This is a genomic window from Brenneria nigrifluens DSM 30175 = ATCC 13028, assembly GCF_005484965.1.
Lineage (GTDB): Bacteria > Pseudomonadota > Gammaproteobacteria > Enterobacterales > Enterobacteriaceae > Brenneria > Brenneria nigrifluens.
This window is the reverse complement of sequence record NZ_CP034036.1, coordinates 4,345,167-4,363,821: the sequence shown is the minus strand read 5'-3', so window position 1 is coordinate 4,363,821 and position 18,655 is coordinate 4,345,167. Positions and strand designations below refer to the sequence as shown.

General features: G+C 51.1%; 15 protein-coding genes. 1 reads left to right on the top strand and 14 read right to left on the bottom strand.

Going from position 1 to position 18,655, the window contains the following annotated elements; translation table 11 throughout:
- Positions 1-11: 11 nt before the first annotated feature.
- The 11 genes from EH206_RS20460 to EH206_RS23700 all read right to left on the bottom strand — a co-directional run bounded on the left by EH206_RS20460 (position 12) and on the right by EH206_RS23700 (position 10,572).
- Positions 12-773 carry an SDR family NAD(P)-dependent oxidoreductase gene (locus EH206_RS20460; protein WP_009114682.1) on the bottom strand — a complete coding sequence of 254 codons (762 nt, stop codon included), beginning with the start codon at positions 771-773 and terminating at the stop codon, positions 12-14.
- 11 nt (positions 774-784) lie between these two features.
- On the bottom strand, positions 785-2,323 hold the full coding sequence (locus EH206_RS20455; protein ID WP_009114681.1) for an FGGY-family carbohydrate kinase: 1,539 nt from the start codon (positions 2,321-2,323) through the stop codon (positions 785-787).
- 20 nt (positions 2,324-2,343) lie between these two features.
- A complete protein-coding gene (locus tag EH206_RS20450) occupies positions 2,344-2,895 on the bottom strand; it encodes a glycerol-3-phosphate responsive antiterminator (protein WP_009114680.1) in 552 nt (183 codons plus the stop codon).
- 14 nt (positions 2,896-2,909) lie between these two features.
- A complete protein-coding gene (locus EH206_RS20445) occupies positions 2,910-3,701 on the bottom strand; it encodes a class I fructose-bisphosphate aldolase (protein WP_009114679.1) in 792 nt (263 codons plus the stop codon).
- 266 nt (positions 3,702-3,967) lie between these two features.
- Positions 3,968-4,240 carry a hypothetical protein gene (locus tag EH206_RS20440; protein WP_136163967.1) on the bottom strand — a complete coding sequence of 91 codons (273 nt, stop codon included), beginning with the start codon at positions 4,238-4,240 and terminating at the stop codon, positions 3,968-3,970.
- 4 nt (positions 4,241-4,244) lie between these two features.
- Positions 4,245-5,407, bottom strand: a protein-coding gene (locus EH206_RS20435) for an IS3 family transposase (protein ID WP_136163966.1) whose coding sequence is annotated in 2 segments (ribosomal slippage) — positions 4,245-5,149 and positions 5,149-5,407 — 1,164 coding nt in all. Because the reading frame shifts where the segments join, the coding sequence is not laid out codon by codon here.
- Between the two features lie 266 nt (positions 5,408-5,673).
- Complete coding sequence (locus EH206_RS20425; protein WP_009114675.1) at positions 5,674-6,954, bottom strand: hypothetical protein; 1,281 nt, start codon at positions 6,952-6,954, stop codon at positions 5,674-5,676.
- 14 nt (positions 6,955-6,968) lie between these two features.
- A complete protein-coding gene (locus EH206_RS20420) occupies positions 6,969-8,225 on the bottom strand; it encodes a tyrosine-type recombinase/integrase (RefSeq protein WP_009114674.1) in 1,257 nt (418 codons plus the stop codon).
- A 443-nt stretch (positions 8,226-8,668) separates the two neighbouring features.
- Positions 8,669-8,893: a CopG family ribbon-helix-helix protein gene (locus EH206_RS20415; RefSeq protein ID WP_009114673.1), complete on the bottom strand. Its 225-nt coding sequence runs from the start codon at positions 8,891-8,893 to the stop codon at positions 8,669-8,671.
- A gap of 668 nt (positions 8,894-9,561) precedes the next feature.
- Positions 9,562-9,882 (bottom strand): DUF4276 family protein, encoded by a 321-nt coding sequence (locus EH206_RS20410; protein ID WP_050815627.1) that lies wholly within the window; start codon positions 9,880-9,882, stop codon positions 9,562-9,564.
- A 414-nt stretch (positions 9,883-10,296) separates the two neighbouring features.
- Positions 10,297-10,572, bottom strand: a complete 276-nt coding sequence (locus tag EH206_RS23700; RefSeq protein ID WP_071778496.1) for an AAA family ATPase — start codon at positions 10,570-10,572, stop codon at positions 10,297-10,299.
- Between the two features lie 336 nt (positions 10,573-10,908).
- On the opposite strand from EH206_RS23700, the gene queD reads away from it, so the two are divergent.
- On the top strand, positions 10,909-11,271 hold the full coding sequence (gene queD / locus EH206_RS20400; RefSeq protein ID WP_009114672.1) for a 6-carboxytetrahydropterin synthase QueD: 363 nt from the start codon (positions 10,909-10,911) through the stop codon (positions 11,269-11,271).
- 48 nt (positions 11,272-11,319) lie between these two features.
- On the opposite strand, the gene dpdD is transcribed toward queD, so the two are convergent.
- From dpdD to dpdJ, 3 genes are read right to left on the bottom strand one after another with little or no spacing between them, the layout of a single operon-like run.
- Positions 11,320-13,581 (bottom strand): protein DpdD, encoded by a 2,262-nt coding sequence (dpdD, locus tag EH206_RS20395; RefSeq protein WP_009114671.1) that lies wholly within the window; start codon positions 13,579-13,581, stop codon positions 11,320-11,322.
- Positions 13,578-14,120 (bottom strand): phospholipase D-like domain-containing protein DpdK, encoded by a 543-nt coding sequence (gene dpdK / locus EH206_RS20390; protein WP_009114670.1) that lies wholly within the window; start codon positions 14,118-14,120, stop codon positions 13,578-13,580. The genes dpdD and dpdK overlap by 4 nt, the downstream gene beginning before the upstream one ends.
- Complete coding sequence (gene dpdJ, locus EH206_RS20385; RefSeq protein ID WP_009114669.1) at positions 14,117-18,646, bottom strand: protein DpdJ; 4,530 nt, start codon at positions 18,644-18,646, stop codon at positions 14,117-14,119. The genes dpdK and dpdJ overlap by 4 nt, the downstream gene beginning before the upstream one ends.
- Positions 18,647-18,655: the final 9 nt, after the last annotated feature.

Sequence of the window (18,655 nt, the reverse complement as noted above, 5' to 3'; positions counted from 1 at the left end):
TTCTCCATAGATTAACGCATCAACATACCGCCGGTGACATCCAGAGTCGCTCCCGTCATATAGCTGGTTTTAGGAGAAACCATGAAGACCCCGATGTCGGCAATTTCATGAGGCTGGGCCATCCGACCCACCGGAATGCGGCTAACGTAATAGTCAGGATTCTGTTCAATGTTTTTACGGATCATCGCGGTATCCATAATCCCGACGGCGATGTTGTTGACATTGATTTTCTGTTTGGCGACTTCCCGTGCCAGCGAGATAGAAAACGCCACCAGGCCCGCTTTGCTTGCCGCATAGTGCGCATGACCGGTCGTGGAGCCGTGGAATGCCGCCTGCGACGTAATGTTCAGAATGCTGCCCGCCTGATCTTTCTGCAGGCAGTGGTTCACAAACAGCTGGCTTAAGTGGAAGACCGCTTTCAGGTTCACGTTCATTACCCGATCCCAGTCTTGCGGAGTAATCTCGGTGACGTAGCCGCTCAGCCAGATCCCGGCGTTGTTCACCAGAATGTCGGCTTTCCCCAGCCTTTCGATACAGGTTGCGAACAGATTCTCCCGGCTCCGTTCATCGGAAAGATCGGTTTTCACCGCGATGACCTCGACGTCAGCCGCGGACTTCACCGTTTCAACCAACTGCTCCGGGCACTCTTCGTCATGCATATACGTGAAACAGACGTTGACCCCTTCTTTCGCCAGCGAAAGGACAAACTCTTTGCCCAGTCCTGTCGCGCCGCCGGTAACAATGGCCGTACGGTTTTTTAAATTCAGATCCATTTTTTCCTCACTTAATGCGTGATGTAGTTGCTGCAGCTTTTCCACGGAGACTGCATTTCAGATAACAGGTTTTTGTAGAGCTGGTATTTGTCCTGATACACCTGGTGATTGGCCGGATTCGGGGTCACGGTGCGCGAGACGTGCACCATTTCATTCGAGGCGGCGAATACATCGTCAAACCAGCCGACCATCACTGCGGCGGTCATCGCGGTTCCCAGTGTGCCGTGCTCTTTGACGTCGACAATCTCCAGCGTGGACTGGAAGATATCGGCAAACACCTGCAGCCAGACCGGAGAGTTGGTGACCCCGCCCGCGATACGAATGGTGCTGCTTAAATTCGGGTTGATATTGCGTAAACGCTCGGTGTGATAGAGGTGGCTGAAGGCCACGCCTTCGTAAATCGCCCGCAGGAAATGCGCTTTTTTATGGAAACTGTTTACGCCAATAAAGCCCGCCGACGCATCGGGAATCGTGTTGGAACCAAACACGAACGGGAAGAACAGCAGATGGCTTTCATCAGGCGTGGTGGAGGAGATCAGCGTATTGCACAGATCATACACGGATGAGCCCTGCGTAGCGGCGGCCTCCCGGTTGCTCTCCATAAAGTTATTAATAAACCACTCCAGGTTACTGGCGGAGGTCGGACTGGCCTCGGTGATCAGCCATTTGCCGTCAATCGGGTAGATTGAGGTCATAAACAGATCTTTGTCGATAACCGGATGGTCGGTGACGTACTCGTTGATGCTCCAGGTGCCGGTGATGACCGCTAGCTTGTCGAGGCTGTTGATGCCGGAAGCGATTGACGACGCCGAGATATCAAACACACCGCCAGAAACCGGCGTTCCGGCGCGTAACCCAGTCTGACGAGCCACTTCGCCGGTTACCTTGCCGCAGCAATCAGTGGAAAGCTTGATGGGCGGTAACTTGTCACGCAGATCGGCGAGACCCCACCATGCCAGCAGCGCGTCGTCGTAATCGCGATCGCGTACGTTGATCAGGTTAGTTCCCGAAATATCGGTAAGTTCGAGGAAAGCCTCGCCAGTCAGGTAGAAACGGATCAGGTCTTTCACCATAAAAATGTAGCGCGCTTTTTGCAGCGTTTCGGGTTCGTTGTCCTTCAGCCATGCCAGCAGGGCGATAGGTTGTCCGGCCCAGATGGACTGCATGGTTTTCGGCAGAATGTCGGAAAGAAACTCCGGCGAGTTTTGCCACTTCTCCACGTACTCTTTTGCCCGGCTGTCGGTAGAGATAATGCCGTTACGCACGGGATTGCCGACCTCATCGACCAGATACAGCCCGTTACCGTGGCCAGTAACGGCAATGCCTTTAATCTGGCTGGCGTCGATCCCCGACTGCTCAATCGCCTTTTTGATCACCTCGACGTTTGCCGCCCACAGTTCGTTAATATCGCGTTCGGTTTGGTATTCCCTGGGTGTTAGCATCTGCGTGGATTTCGACGCGATGGCGACCACGTGACCGTCGCGATCGTAGATTGCCGCCTTGGTGACGGTTCCGCCATTGTCGATGCCCATTACGAATTCATCTTTCATTACCGTGGACTCCTTATTTGTTACCATAAGCCGGGTTCGCTGGTGGTGATCCCTTTAAATCCGGCATGGAATATTTTTTCTACAAGGTATTTCCGCTTAACAAAGCCTCCGGCGATGAATATCACGTCAAAGCCTTTTAAATTTCGGCTAATCAATTCCAGACACTGGCAGGCATATTCAGCAGGTAAGATTTCTATTGCGTCCGGTGGGTTATGTTTAACAATATCGATTGACTGGTCCAGTGAGCGAGAATCGATAAGTAAAACCCGAAAAATTGTCAACAATCCCTCTTTTTTGGCATATCGTAGGGCCGAGAGATTGGAAGAAATAACACCATCAACCTTGTAATAGCTTTTCAGCAAATTGATTCCCGCCTGGTCCGGCTTAAACCCACCGAGTAATTCCAGATGGACCAATACCTTCTTGCCGCTTTGATGGCATTTACCAATCAGAGACTGCAGGTTGCCGATATTAGCTTCGGACAACAGAACATATTCCGATGGGCAAGATAATGCCTGCTCAAAGTGTTTATATTTTCTGACTGAAGGAATGATGGCGTTATTTAAAAACATATTAATATCCGATGTTATTTAGCCACATAGAGGCTGTATGCATCTTCCGCTGTAGCGTTTTCATGGATGATGGCATTCAGACCTGCTACCACTTTTTCTGGCTGTGGATCCTGCGTAATGTTGCGACCCACCGCCACCCCTTTTGCGCCGACCTGCATGCAGTGTTGGACAAACTTAAAGTAACCGTCGATACCGGTTTTTGGCCCGCCGAGCGCAAGAACCGGCACCCTGGCCGCTTCAACGATCAGCTGATCATCTGCGGTACCGGTAAAACGTGTTTTAATAACGTCAGCGCCCAGTTCTACGGCCGCTCTGGCCGATGCGGCGATAATGGCCGGGTTGTTTGAGTCATCGCTGGTAACGGGATAACCGTACGGGAGAGACTCGACAATCAGCGGTACATTCCAGCGGTCAGTCGCCTGCGCCAGTTGCATCGCCATGATGTGCGTTTTCTCTTCGTTGAATGCGCCGGGGAAAGTCATGCAGACCACGCCTTCAGCAGCCACTTTCAGCGCATCTTCGACGGAAAAAACGGGAGTAGTATCGGGAACCGTATTATCAAAAATACTGACCGTGCTATCGACGCGTAATACGACGGGAACGCTATTTAATGATTCACGGAAATTTTTCAACATGCCATAGGTAACCAGAGCACAATCCAGGCCTCGTTCAACCAGAGCAGGAAGCTGGTTTATCGTATTATCAATACCATTTGTTTTCGTCGAAAAATAGTAGCCATCCAGCGCTAACGTAACGGATTTACCATCTTTTGCGAAAATCCTGGAGAGACGACGTTCTTTAGACATTTTTTACTCCTTAGATAGAAAAAACAAAAAAAGCCCTCAGAGACTCGCGTCTCTGAGGGCTTTCTATTCACGTACCCTTATGATAATGGTTCAGGAATCCAAATCATTATCAAATAAATTTTTTAGCATTCTGAGAGGGGCTTAAATTCTGTTTAATTTAAATCCGTTCTCTTGCTTGATTAAATTACTAGCACGCCATTAATCCTTCTGTCCAGCCAGAAAACTGAAATTGAGATATTCATCACATCATTTTACGCAGGCGAATTTCAGGAAATAAATGCGATTTGGGCTAACATCCGATTGATAAAAAAGCGTTTGTTAGGTTCGTTCTGATATTCATTATTTTTGTGTTTTTCCAGCTGGTGTAGTGCTATTTTTCTCGTCGTGCTCTGGCGCTCCGTCAGCGATACTTCAGGGTAATTCCCGAACAACGTCATCGCCAATATTTTGAGCCGTTCGGGGTAATACCATGCCGTCACCATCAGTTTTGCTTCAGGTTGGGCTGTACGAACCTGATCTTGCCCAGCAACGGTGGACACTGCCTTAAGCGAGATTTCTTTCCTCAAATTGCACCGGGCTTAGCCCGCCGTTGGCACTATGCCGTCGGTGCCGATTGTAGTCTATCTCGATATACTCAAATACCGCCGATTTCATCTCCTCCCGCGTGTTGAATCTCTCACCGTGGATTAGCTCCACTTTCAGGCTGTGGAAGACGCTTTCCGCACAGGCGTTATCGTAGCAACAGCCCTTCGCGCTCATACTGCATATCAGTCCATTGTCTTTGATAACACCCTGATAATCATAGGAACAATACTGGCTCCCTCTGTCAGAGTGAACTATCACGCCTCGCGGCATCTTTAGCCGCCACAGCGCCATTTTCAGCGTATTGCACGCCAGCTCCGCTGTCATTCGTTCCGACATCGACCAACCCACCACCCGACGCGAATACAGGTCGATAACCACCACCAGATACAGCCAGCCTTCCTCTGTCCACAGGTAGGTGATATCCCCAACGTACTTCTGGTCCGGCCCCGTGGCACTGAAGTCCTGTTGCAACAGGTTCGGCGCCACCGGCAGGTTATGCCGGCTGTTTGTCGTGGCTTTGAATTTGCGCGCCGCTCTGGCCCGTAATCCCTGACGTCGCAGACTGTCCGCCACCGTTTTACGGTTCCAGCCATGGCCGGCTTCACGCAACTCCTGCGTCAGACGGGGCGCGCCATAGCGCTGTTTTGCCTGTATAAAAACTTGCGCCACCCACTCATCACACTGCTGGCGGCGCATCTGCCGCGGCGAAGGGGATTGCCGGCGCTTCAGCCACGCATACCAGCCGCTGCGCGAGACACGCAACACCCGGGCCAGGCTTTTCACTGAGAATGCCGCCTGATGTTGGTGTATAAAACCGTACTTCACTTCAGGCGTCTGGCGAAGTACGTGGCCGCCTTTTGGAGAATGGCCAACTCCTCATCCCGCTCGGCCAGTTGACGCTTGAGGCGGGCGATTTCTGTTGCCTGTTGCTGCTCACGCTCAGAGGTGGAGCCCTGCTGACGTTGTTTACTGCGCCAGGCGTAGAGTTGAGAGTCGTGCAGGCCGAGCTCCCGGGCGGCTTTGGCCACGCCGATGCGATCAGCCAGCGCCAGCGCCTGCTGGCGAAACTCCGGGGTATATTGATTACGGGATGTCTTCTTCACAGATTTTGCTTGCGTCATGGTTCACCTTGTTAACGATTTTACTCGCTTAACAGCGTGTCCACTATTCGTGGGTAAGATCACGTTTAGCATCGGTGCTAAACGTCCCGGCCTGCTATTTCTATACGGTGGAAGACGATCTGGCAGAAATGATACTTGGATATTATGAGTCGCAGGGAAAATCATCCACATAAGAAAAATGAGCGCCAGCCCCTCCCCAAAAAGGGGCTGGCGCGGTATGAAATACTCTCAAAAATTAAAATATCCTTCTAATAAAAATAAATAATTTATTTGTAGTTCCACAATATAAATTCATAACCTCTATGCAATGTTAACATCTCTTTATTAACAGTAACCTGCCAAAGAAATACTCCATTTTTTTGATTGAATTTTTTCCCTTGCAGAATAGTATGCCCTTTATTTATATTCCTGAATTTAATAAGTTCATCATATTCAGATTTAAAATCCCCGCCATTAATTAAAAATTCCTTTTTCATAAAAGAGATTTCGTCATTTAAAGATAAATATTTATCAAGCTTTAAAAGTTCTTTTTTCAATAAATCAATATTACCATATAATAAAAAATAACAATAGCAATGTAGTTTGTCAGACAAAAGAATAAGCCTAGCAATATCTTTTTTTATCTCATTCACAAGGTTATTATTGTAAAATGAAGTCCGCTTAACTTCCAAAAGAGAATCTATCTCCCTATTTGGTTTATAAATAACAAAATCAGTCGATTTTTCTTTCCCCTTAACGTTGATGCCTAAAATCTTGGAGAATTTAAACTCTCTTTCAAATAATTCTGGCGCTGGCAATTCTACACAAAAAAACTTACTAATTTGATCTTGTATAGATAGTTCACTAATATCCTCTTCATTATCTATAGAATGTTCATACCGAAACGCTGATAGTCTTTCAGGTAGTTGTTCAACAATTTTTTTGGTCCAACGACGGATACTATAACCTTGCCAATTACCCAGTTCATCAACATCATATTTAGCGTAGTCTATCTTCAATTCTACCTTATTTAAATCTAATTCAGCATCATCAGGCAAAACTTCAGAGATAGTAAATCCAGTTTCTTTAAAAAATAAATTATCATTAATCCCAAACCAATTGGGATATCCATTATTACTCATTTTTACAATAGCCAAGTGTTTTCTTCCACTATATACTGAGAATGTTTCAGGGTAATTTTCCACCCATACTATTTTGGAAAAAGACTCTACTAAATCAATTCGTAGCGAAGAAAATCTAGACTTATATTTCCGTGGGGAAATGAAAGAAAGTAATTTATCAAATAAATTAGCATCGCTGTCCCACCATCTATGAATACATAGATGGGAACATATATCATCTCCCTCAATGTGTTTATTAGCGATATCATAAAATAATTTTTTCGCTATGGTTTCAACTGCATTTGTTACAGATGTACCGTAATAATTAATATATTGACTACAAACAATAACTAGAGGTTTATCACGAGCCGCTCTTATCAGTCTTATATGGCATCTACCTCGGCTACCATGAAATCCTGTGAAACGAAAATGTAAGTCCTTTAACATTGAATACTCCTTCACTATATTCTTTTAAACTCATACGGCACCACATACTCATCCCGATTGGCATCCAGATAACCCGCCCACCATTGCAGCATCAGCCTGCGCTCATCCAGATGTTCCGCCTTGTGGATGTAAGCAGCACGAACGCCATTACGTTCCTGATAGCTCATTTGCCGCTCTACCTCATCCCGTGACCACTGGCCGGACTCAACTAGTGCGCTACAGGCCATCGTGCGGAAACCGTGTCCACATACTTCGGTGGTGGTGTCGTAGCCCATTACCCGCAATGCATTGTTGACGGTGTTTTCACTCATCGGTTTGGTTGGCCGGTGATCGCCGGGGAAGATCAGTTCATGAGCGCCGCTGATGGCCTTAATCTCTTCCAGCAGCGCCAAAGCCTGTTGGGATAACGGCACCAGATGTTCAGAGCGCATCTTTGCGCCACGCTGTGAGTGCTTCACGCCGGGGATGGCTTCGCGTTCAGCCGGTATCGTCCATATGGCGCGTTTAAAATCGATTTCCGGCCAGCGGGCAAAACGTAGCTCACTGGAGCGGATGAAAACGTACAGAGTAAGTTTTAACGCCAGTCTGGTTAACGCCCGCCCTTTGTGGCGTTCAATCCTTGCCAGAAAATCCGGCAGTTTGTTCAGCTTCAACGCAGGCCGGTGGGTGGCTTTTGGGGAGGCTATCGCCCCGGAGAGATCTTGCGCAGGGTTGCGCTCTATCAGATCGTTCTGCACCGCGTAACGCATGATATCGGTGACGCGCTGGCGCAGCCGCGATGCTAAATCAAGATGGCCGTTTTGTTCCACGGTTTTAAGCGGTTCAAGCAGGTCTTTGGTTTTCAGGTCGGCGATATGGCGATGCCCAATAGCAGGCAGAATATTACGTTCCATATCGCGCCATACTCGTCCGGCGTGCGTTTCCGACCATCGGTTTTGACTAATGTTTCGATGCCAGTCTTGCGCGACCTTCGCAAAGGTATTCAACGCCTCTTGCGCCTGCTCTTTCTCTTCTTCACGCTTTTCCGTTGGGTGGATGCCCTCCAACAGCAGCAATCGCACCTCGTCACGCTTCTCTCTGGCCTTCGCCAGCGAGGTCAGCGGATAGGCACCGAACGCAATCCGGCTTTCCTTACCTGCAAAGCGGTATTTGAGATACCAGCGCTTAGAGCCGTTAGGACTCACCAAAAGATACAGGCCGTGCGCGTCCGCGAGTTTGTAGGCTTTCTCGCGAGGCCTGGCGGTACGGGCAACAATGTCAGTCAGCGCCATAATTGGGGGTCAACTCATAATCGAAGTGAATTGACCCTCATCTTGACCCCCAAATCATTTGGATGTCAATGGACGAAAAAAGACCACTGTGGATAAAACAGACAAAATCGCAGAAAGGAGCGTGAAATAAAAATCGTTATTTTATAGATAGATATAGGCGTCTCTGGACGATTACGGACATAAAAAAAGCCACCCTGAGGTGACTTGATTTTCATACGATGGTGCCGAAGGCCGGACTCGAACAACGAAATAATTATTTAATTTTAGTAAGTTAGTTAGAAATCCTTTCAATCGAGGCCCCCAAAAAGGCCCCCAATTTGTTAAGCAGGGGTAACGCCAACCTGTTTCTACGCTGAATCTAGCACTGGTCAAACCAGATTGCGAGGACTTTTTCAGCGCCATTTTAAAACTGGTAGCGATGTCAAACGAAGCCCATCGAACACTCATTCCCAGTCATGATTGCGGACCTGACTTTCATAGAGGATGCCGTCAGTGTTGCTATTAGCCCATAGACCAAAGGCATCATTATCACTACTGGCACGATTATCTGCAAGATAGCCAGACAAGGCTTGCCTGATTAACTCTGCCCGGGAGAGATGGCGAATAGCGGCCAAATTATCCCATTGCCGGAGATCTTCTTCAGGTAAATCGATCACGATGCGGGTCATCAGCGCCCTCTCCCGGATGATTCTTCATGGACATCATTATCGATCACAATAGTGCATCGATCCACTTATTTTATTAGCATAATAAACGGCTGACCGATGACATAGGCAATGCCTTTCATCATGAACTTATATAAATAAAACATGACACCTAAGGATCTAAACAGGCGAATTGATAGAATCTGAGTAAAATATCAAAAAAGAAAGCTGTCTGGTTTAGCTGAGTTGAAAAACCCGGAACAGCCAACTATCAAAATATTTGACATTGAAATGAAGGTTGAATAGAAGCAGGCAAGTATCTAGAAAAAACAAGCCACCGGGGGCATACTTGCGCAGAGGTCGCACCGGGGGTCTACAAGAATGATATTAACCTTTCCTAGTTGTTTAGTCAACACAGGGTATTGCATATAGAAGGAGCACAAATTGGCCAATAAAAGGCTTCCTGAATTGGGCGCAGAGGGTTTGAAACAGATCATTTCTTGCTTTTCAAGACCTCGGTTAAGTAAATATCTTAAGGTAACAAATAATAATGAATTAAAATCATTAAAATTATATGTAATTAATACGAAGATTAGTTCGGCATTATTTTCAGATATTCATTATATAGAAATTACTCTTCTGAAATTATCGCTTTAACTGGTTTGTACTTTCCAGAACCCCAGTTTTTCCAACTAAAGGTTAAAACCCGGACACTGTTGACGGATGATGTCGATACCGATCTCCTCGGCAATTATCGGACCATGGACCGTTTTACTGTACGTTCCAGGCGCGAAGGTTCGAAGAATGCGTTTAGACGGCGCGATGGTAGGATGATTGTTAATATCTTCAGGCGTGTTGAACTGGTTACGAATAGCTGCGAGAGTATGCCGAACATCGTCACTCCATCCGTCCAGAACGTACTCAAACTTTCCCACATCAGAAAATAGCAGCGCTTCGAACTCATGTAGCTGGACATAAGAAAGAATAAAGCGTCGTTCAATATTTACATCCATGCTCAACCCTTCAACAACCGCGTTTTCCAATTGCGACGCTGTACGACCCTCAGCGTCATGGAAACCTAATAATCGACAAACGTCGTAATACGATCGGTCTCATGGTACTGGTGTCGCATAAAATTGACCAGACGCTGTACGGTGATCCGACCGCCACGATGATTTCCGGAGAGGGCTTGTAATATTGTTGGGTAAAAATAAAAGCTCCCGTCATTTAGATACGGAGCCACACAGGTTGGAATAAACTTAACTTCCCTCTGCCCTTCACAGACGACGCACTCGCGCATCATGAGGAGACCCCCACAGGTTTATTCAGCCAGATCTCAGAAATCTGGTATTCATCATCCAGCCATTGCTGGTACTGTTCTCTCGGCAGATTGTGCAGCGTCGTCGCGCCGTCTTCGGCACTGGTGACTATGATGTTTTCCAGTTCAAATCAGTCCAACATGTAAGGCGACTTCCTCGCGATAATAGCTGATGGTTCTTGGGGACGCGTTTCATCATTTCCGACACAAGTGTAATGGCGTTCGGATGCAGATCAAGTTCAGACTCATCGAAAAACAAAATATCCGGCAGGCGAGTTTCAGGCAGGCTTAACAGTGTCAGCAGGTAGAACAGACGTAATGAACCATCAGATGTAAGATGCGAGCCGAAGACCTTATCGCTGAATTTGCTTTTCCAGCATAGCAAAACTTTCCCGGCAACTGGTTCAAGAACGAAGTTACCCAGCGTCGGGAAAACGCGCTAGATCTGGCGTACAATCATGCGATAACGTGGCAGATCATTTTCCTGTAAATCAAACAGCACAGCGGCCAAATTTCTGCCGTCCGAACGTAAGCGCGTGGAAACAGAGATGTCCCAACACTGATGAATTGAGGCATTGGCGGACGTATCGTGGACACTGGTAGTGTGTAGCACTGCTTTAGCAGGTGTGCACGACCTAAATGGGCAATGTGCGGCACTATATGAAACATCTTTCCTATTAACCTTCACCTTGTTATTTTATAACAAATAGATGAGGGAACTATGAAGACTACATTATTTAAAGATTTCACATTTGAGGCAGCACACAATCTACCACATGTCCCCGATGGTCATAAATGTGGAAGACTCCATGGACACTCCTTTGTTGTTCGCCTCGAAATCACTGGTGAGGTGGACAAACACACCGGATGGATTATCGATTTTGCAGAATTGAAAGCCATTTTTAAAACCACTCTGGATCGCCTCGATCACTACTATCTCAATGATATTCCTGGTCTGGAGAACCCAACCAGCGAAGTACTGGCTGAATGGATATGGAATCAGGTTAAACCGCAACTCCCTATCCTGAGCGCTATTACCGTTAAGGAAACCTGCACTGCGGGTTGTACTTATCGCGGTGAATAGCCCGCGACTGAAGTGACTGGTGGCGTGTTCACGCCACCTAAAATTTTTTTACCAATACTCTTTCAGATAACTACGAATGCAGTCCAGCATGCTGGTGCTGCCTTTGCCGGAAGGTTGCAGGAAAGGCTTTTCCCCGCGCTCTTCTTTTATAGCGTAATAAGCAGAGTGTTTAGAACTTAGCCAGGCAAAGACAAATACATCTGCATCTTTAGCCAATGAACGCAGCATGGTCGAGCCGCCTTTATCGTTGTTGAGGCGAATATCAGCCTGAGGGTAATCGGCAAGTAGTTGTTGTTTCACGCGCTGCGCTACCGACTCGGTCAATGTATAAATGCCTACCACCTTGTGATTCAGTGTTGCTCCTGCACGTACCTCATCTGCTCTCTCTTCACCGCCCTCTGCGATCTGCGGAGGAACTTCACAGGCAAGGCCGCTCTCTTCGGCAAACTGAGCCAACAGGTTCCACTGCAGCTCACTATAGCGGGCTGGGTTACTGTAAAACATGCTGAGTACCAGATTGAATAATCGCTCCCTGGCAGGTTGGTCAGCAGTAGGGTGGATCAAGAACAGTTCCAGCATATCCAGCCAAGCGCTGGCGCTGGCCGTCCCGGAACTCTCGATTATCATCTGCAGGTTTTCTATCAGCTCGCGATAGTCATGCGCATTACTATCGCCCGCTAAATAGCCACGAGCCAAATCGCAGGCGGTGAAGATATCTTCGCGTGAGCTGTTGTCGTCCAGCGCCAGTTGTTGCAGCAACGCCAGCCGAACGGACTGCCATGAAGCACTGGTCTGATGGTTATCCAGCCACTCCAGCAGCACCGGAATGGCATCGCGCAACACCATGCTGGCGCGGCTGTTGCTTTTATCCAGCAGCGAAACAAATGCCTCGGGCTGGAAAGCAGCGGCGGACCATTGGTGGCTGGCCTGTTCTACTGCCTCAATCGCGCCCGGCCACTGCGGGTTATTCAGCACTTCCTGCAGCCAGTCCTGCCAGTTATCCAGCCCAGCTGTATCCTGTTTTGTACGTGTGGCAGGCAGCAGCAGCTGTAGCGCTGTGTAGTAACGCTGGAAGGTCGGTTTTGCCAGCAGCAGGTCACGCTCCTGTTGTGCCAGCCGTTGCAGGTAGCCGACGGCCTTCATTGCCGCTTCTGCGCTGCCCACTGCCCAGGCACATTTTAAAGCAATAGCTACACCGCGTACGCTGACTGGCAGCAACACCAGTTCTTCCAGCACGCTTTCAGGATATTCGTCGGCCCGAGCAATCAGATCGTCTGTGGTAGCTGCTGTTGTGACAGGCACTGTCACGGCGGGAAGGGCTGCGAGCAACTGGGTGACCCATAGGCGGTCATCATCCGTTGCTTCTTTCATGCCGGCAACCAGTTGCTGAGCCTGCTCCGTCAGCCGGGCCGGATCGCTCTGAGTGTCAGAAAGCAGCCACAGCAGGGTACTTTTAACCGCCGCCGGCGTGTTAATGCCCTGGGTGACCTGAAACAGGCGCGGTACGCTCTTCGCCAGCGAATTGCTGAAGGCCAGGCGTTGCGCGGCAATGTCGTTATCCTGCTCATATTCAAGCAACAGTTGCTGATACAAGACCACCATAACTTCTTCGGCCAGTACCAGCGGATGCGGCACATCCAGTACCTGGCGCAGCTCGGTAGAGTCGAGCAGGCTTTTGGCATCTCCTTCCTGCGCCAGGCAACGCAGTTCGATAAATAGCTCGTTGATATGGCCGATGCCGCCTGCATCACGCAGTTCCTGCAGGTAGAAACGCGTCTGCGGCACATCACGGCGGCGCAGAGCGGCGCGGATATCACGCAGAATACGGCCACGCGGGCGCAGAAGAGTGAGGTGGCGGCTCGGGCGGCTGGCGAGTTGCTGGCGCAGGCGCTCAATGCCGTTGAAAATCTCCGGGATACTTGACTGCGAAAGCGAGCTGAATTTATACACGCTGTCGCCATAGTGGTCGATCAGCGCTTTTTCCACCGGGTCGCTCGGATCCAGCATCGTACGCTGGCGGTTAAAGTCGGACCACGAGGTGCCGACGTGCGCATCTATCAGCTCGCGCAGTTCCGCATAGTTCCGCTCCTCATCGGCCACTGCATACCAGGTGACTTTATCGTTGCTGCCCTTCACTACGCGAGGCAGGATCACCGGGAAACGTCCGTTGCGGACATCGTCAAGCCAGGGGGTCAGCCGCCGTAAGGTTGACGCTTCCAGCAGGCCGCCCGTGATTTTTTCCCAGGAGATAATATTTTTTTCCCTATGGAAAAAGGTGCGCAGGAACTGCTCGCTGTCAGAGTTGTTCATTGCACACCTCCCTGTACCGGTTGGTAAAAGTCGTTAAACGCCAGCAACGCCTGCATGATGGCGGTTTTGTTTGTGGTCAGGTTGATCTGTTCGTCGTTGATCACGATCCCGCCGATCGTCAGGTTCATCGATCCGCTTAGGAAGAAATGATCACCGAGGAACCCTTTGGTATGCAGCACCTCTTTCTGGCCGATGAACAGGTTATCCAGCATGCCGTAGTTGGCGACGCGTTCGGTTAACTGGCGGATAAAACGTGCGTTATGCTGGGTCTCGTTGGTCATCACCTTCAGCGTGCCGCCGTTGGCGACCGCGCGCGCCAGCAGTTCTGAGGTCTGTACCTGGCGCTGCCCCCAAGCAGGTTCGAGGTAGTCGAAACGGCCGGCACGGTTATCCAGCAAGTCGAGGTCGGTGATCCACGGCGAGACAATCCATAGCTCCGCGCTGGGCTGGGCGATCTCAGCTACCAGCAAGGAGCTGAGCACATCCATAACTTCACTCTGACGCGAGGTTCTGGATTTAAAGATACGACGGGTATTCATTGAATCGCCTCCGGAATTTCAATCATGGCGAAGGTGTCATTATTGTGACGGCGCAAGGCGCTGACGCGCGGGTAGAAGAACAGCCCGTACATTTCCACCGGGATGACCAGCAGAGTGGAGATGGCCTCATTCAGCGCATCGCCCTGTTCGGCCAGCAACTCGCATTTGCCGTTATTCTCCAGATGCTGTTGGCACTGCTGCATCCAGTCTGGCTGACTGAGCACCACCTGAGCACAGCGGTGCTGTACCACGTGGGCCAGCAGCAGGCGCTCGGTCGGCCCGGCAAAGCTGTAAGGGTTGTACCAGGTCAGCCAGCTATCACGGATGGTATGACCGCGTGGCCACAGCAGACCATTGCATGTATTGAAACGCCAGCTCTCCAGGTTGTGCTGCCCCAGGCTGGCCCGTCGCAGTTGCTGGTCGAGCGCGCTGGACTGGCTACGGGTAAAGGCATAGACGCGCTGCGGCAGTTCAATACCCAACCGCTGCTCCTGCTGTCGCCACTCCTGGTGCAGTTGCAGTAAAAAGGCGTCACTGCTGGCATCTGTCCCCGGCCGTAACAGGCGGGTGTTGATCGCCGACAGGAAGCTGTGACTGGTCATAAAACCGCTGCGCTGTAGCTCGCCCAACAGGTTACGCTGCGCCTGGACCTGGCTGGCATGGTTACTGGCAAGGCGCATCTCGTTCATATGCGCGGGCAGAGATGATGCCGGGCTTGCCAAGTTTTGCAGTAGGTGCCAGACGTTATTGTCCATCGTTTCGTAGTTGCCGGGGCTGAGGTTGAAGTTCAGCAGTTCGAAGAATCGGCGCGGATCTTCACGGTAAATCTGCTGGATCTTCTCGATAATACCGCCGCCGCCGACGGTGGTTTCAGACAGCCAGATCTCGCGCTGATCTGGCGCCAGCAGTATAGTGCGCACCGGCCCACTGTTGAGGTCGAGGATTAGGTCGTTATCGTCGGCGTCCGGACACAACTGCATGGCGGTTTGCAGCAGCGCCGCGCCCAGCGTGTTGGTGAAATTGAGGGTGAGCCACTCCAGCCAACTGTTCTCCAGCGGTTGCCACAGCAATTCCACCCAGTCGGCAATTTTTGCCATCACAGGGGCCTGGGACAGCAGTTCACGCAAACTTTGCTGTAGATCCTGCTCGACCTCTGCGCCGGTCTGCGCATCATACAGCGTCTGGAAGATGCGTGCCGGAACGTCAAGCAGGGCAATCCCCGCGCTGTTGTGTTGCAGTGCGCGAAACGCTTGCTCCAGCGTGCAATTTTTCAATACAGCTTCGCTGCCGATGCCTGCCAGAACGGTTTCTGCCAGCCAGTCGCCGAGGAAAGGATTAACGCTGATGGCCTCGTCGTGGCTGACTTCATACAGGAAGCGCGCCGTGCGCAGTCCAGCCATCAGTTCACGGTTGTTGCTGATGCTGGCGAGGTCAAAATTGGGTAGCCGACACTGGAATTTTACCGCATCCACCCACAACGAAAAGCCAAACGCAACGGGTTCGCCCTGGTGTTCAAATTTGAAATCAATCTGCAGGTCTTCGCGCTGGTCGCTGAATTTAATATTGGCGCGTGAGCCGGTGGCGAAGCGCACGGCTTCGATCGGGCAGTGCTGCTGATGGGTGTAAAATTCAACCTGCTGGAAAATGTTCTGCCAGACGTTATTAGATGGTACGTCCGCTGGGATGCCGCTCTGAGGAGGACGGATCTCTGTGTGCCAGGTTAGAAACGCGTTTGAGGTTTCACTCAGTTTAAAGTCATCCGGCGGCGTGCTGGCCGTCACTTCCCAGGCGCGGAAGCAGGGGATAGTCTGCATGCCGCCGCGTATGGTGATATAGCCATCCGGCATGGGTTCGCGTTTATCTGGCGGGCAGTAGTCGTCAATAGGGAAGGGATGCGCGCCGTCTTTCAGATCGAGGTTTTCCGGCACAACCCAGTGGCGTTCGCGAATGTTTTTGAAGGCAAAGCGCTTGCTGATGCGGCCCGGGGCGAAATCTTTCATCCCCTGCAAAATCGGCATGCTGTGCGCTTCAGGCCCCTGACCGGCTTCATCCGGCAGGTTAACCTGCAACTCCGGTAGGCAGAGATCGTTAAACAACGCGGACGGAATAAAGTCCGGCATCGGCGTGCTTTTGCGGCAGTTATCGGTCTGCTCAACACCAAGGCGGGACCAGTTGGATCGCAGCCTTCTCAGTACCGTAGGCAGGAACGCGGTCATAATCGCGCGCGGTGGTTGCCACAATAAGGACTGCAACAAGTCATTGTCCTTAATCCCCAGCGCTTCAGCTAGCCATGCGTTAAATGTCTGCTGAGTTTTCTGGGTGTCCAGCAGGTCTTCAATCAGCTCGGCCAGCTTTGACTGAGCTTTAGATGGCTTACCTTTGTCCTGCGGAACTGACAGGTCATCCCAGATACCTCGATTCCACTGATTGAGATACTCATTGCGGCTGGAGAGCCAGTCCATAGTGGCGAAGGCCGCCTGCATACGCAGTACGTAGCTGTTGCCGACCGGCAACTGGCGCGCTTTCAGCACCGGTTCAAATAGGTTTTCGTAGCACTGAAATGCCATGCGGTCGCGACCGTAGTCGGACAGCACCACTACGGTCCACGGGCGCATGGCGCGCTGACGCCCGGCGCGCCCTTTACGCTGCAGAAACTGGGCGTTATCACGTGGCGCTTTATGCTGAATAACGGCACCGACGTCCGGGTCGTTAAAGCCGACCTCCAGTGACGCGGTAGCGACAATCAGGTCCGCAGCGTGGTCAACGCCGGCATCCTGCGAAGAGGTGCGCTTAACATTGCTTCGGTCAGCTGAGTCTAGGGTATGGCCGATCATTTTGGCCAGCGGCCACTGCTGACCAAAGGTAAATTTTTCGTCATTCGGCGCATCGCCGCGCAGCATCGCTAGCGGTTCTTTATTAGCATTGATATTGCCGTTTGAGTAACGGCCTTCGGCATCCAGCAGTTGGAAGTAGAGGCGGTTAATGACGTCCATATCATCGGTAAAAACAAAGCTCCGTGTGCCGTACATGCCGTTGCTGACCGGCGCTGCGGCGTTGTCGAGCATACGTCTGGTGAGCATGGAGGCCTGAATGGTGGTGGACAGCAGGCTAGAGCGGGAAGCCGGGTCGCCGCGTAGCGCCAGCATATACTCCGCGCCTTCCGTCTCCATATCGTCCTCAGTCGGGCTGACTTCCGCCACAAGGCGCTCTTCCAGCCCGGTTAACGAAGCCATAAAGCGCGTCGCTTGCTCCAGGGTTGCGGACAGCCCAACAAAGTGCGGTGTTGCGCCGGATAGATGCCGCCAGCGGCGGATCAGCATACCGTTCTGTGCGCCACTGACGCCGGAATAGGTGTGTACTTCATCGAGCAACATCATCGACGGCGGGACGACATTTTTGCCTATGCCAAACAGTGATGCCAGAAATGGGTTGCCCATATGTTTATTCAGCATCTCGGTGCTGGTGAACAGAATGTCAGGCAGTTCGACCCTCATGCGCTTACGCGTCAGGATCACTTCGTCAGGCTCGATGGTCTGGCTACAGTTGTCGCAGCGCAGGCGCTCAATGCTGTTTTCAAGATCGGCGGTGCGCCAGACCATTTTGCCGCGGCAGATCTCTGTCGGGCAGGGAATATACTGGCAGGCCATGCCGTCGCGATGCCGGCTCCAGGCACTTTTCATGTAGTCGCGATAAATCGCGTCTTTATTCAGCGGCACCATGCCGAATAGCGCGGCGATCCGCACCTTGCGCACGCCCTTTTCTACCAGTTCACCGTTCAGTTTGCGCGTCTGCCGCAGCGTTTCGATAAACTGGTCCTTCAGCAGTTCGTTGCGCGGGTAGATAGCCAGCGCCTTAACCGCATCTTTTCTTTTGGCGACCAGTTCGCTGCCGATAAAGGTCAAAGCAGGCAGATAGAACGCCAGCGTTTTACCGGTCCCGGTCCCGGCGCACACAATGGTGGCGGTTGAACGGTGCTGGCTCTGCTGCACGCCGCGCAGCACGTTTATACAGGCATCCTGCTGAAAGCGCGCCAGGTTGTACATTCCGCTCGAGTGGCTGATCAGTGCCGACAGTAGCTGGCGGTGGGTAGGGGTAAAACCGGCTGTTTCATCAAGCTGCTGCAGAACCTCAGCGGCCTGCAGGTTGCGTAGCGGGTATTTGCGCTGTCGGCGCAGGAAGCGATAGTCGGACACCAGTGTCGGCGCGGTACGCCAGTTATCACCCCGGCCGTGCTTGGGAAACATCTGGCGCAACTGGCTGTAAAGCCGCACTGACTCCGCCATGCGGGTACGGAACACGGAGGCACCGTTCTGCTGGTGGCGCAGCAACAATCCGCGATCGATCATAACTTTCGCTACGCCAAAGCTGGTAAGGCCGCTGGCGTCGAGGGGGTGGTTTTGTAATACCCGAGTGATAATGTTGCTGAGCTCGGTCTGGCTGAAAAAACCCTGAGTGTTACCCCAGGTGAGCAGAACCGACTCCTGCGATTCCAGCTCATCGAGTGCGGCGCGAATAATCTGTTCCATTGAACTACG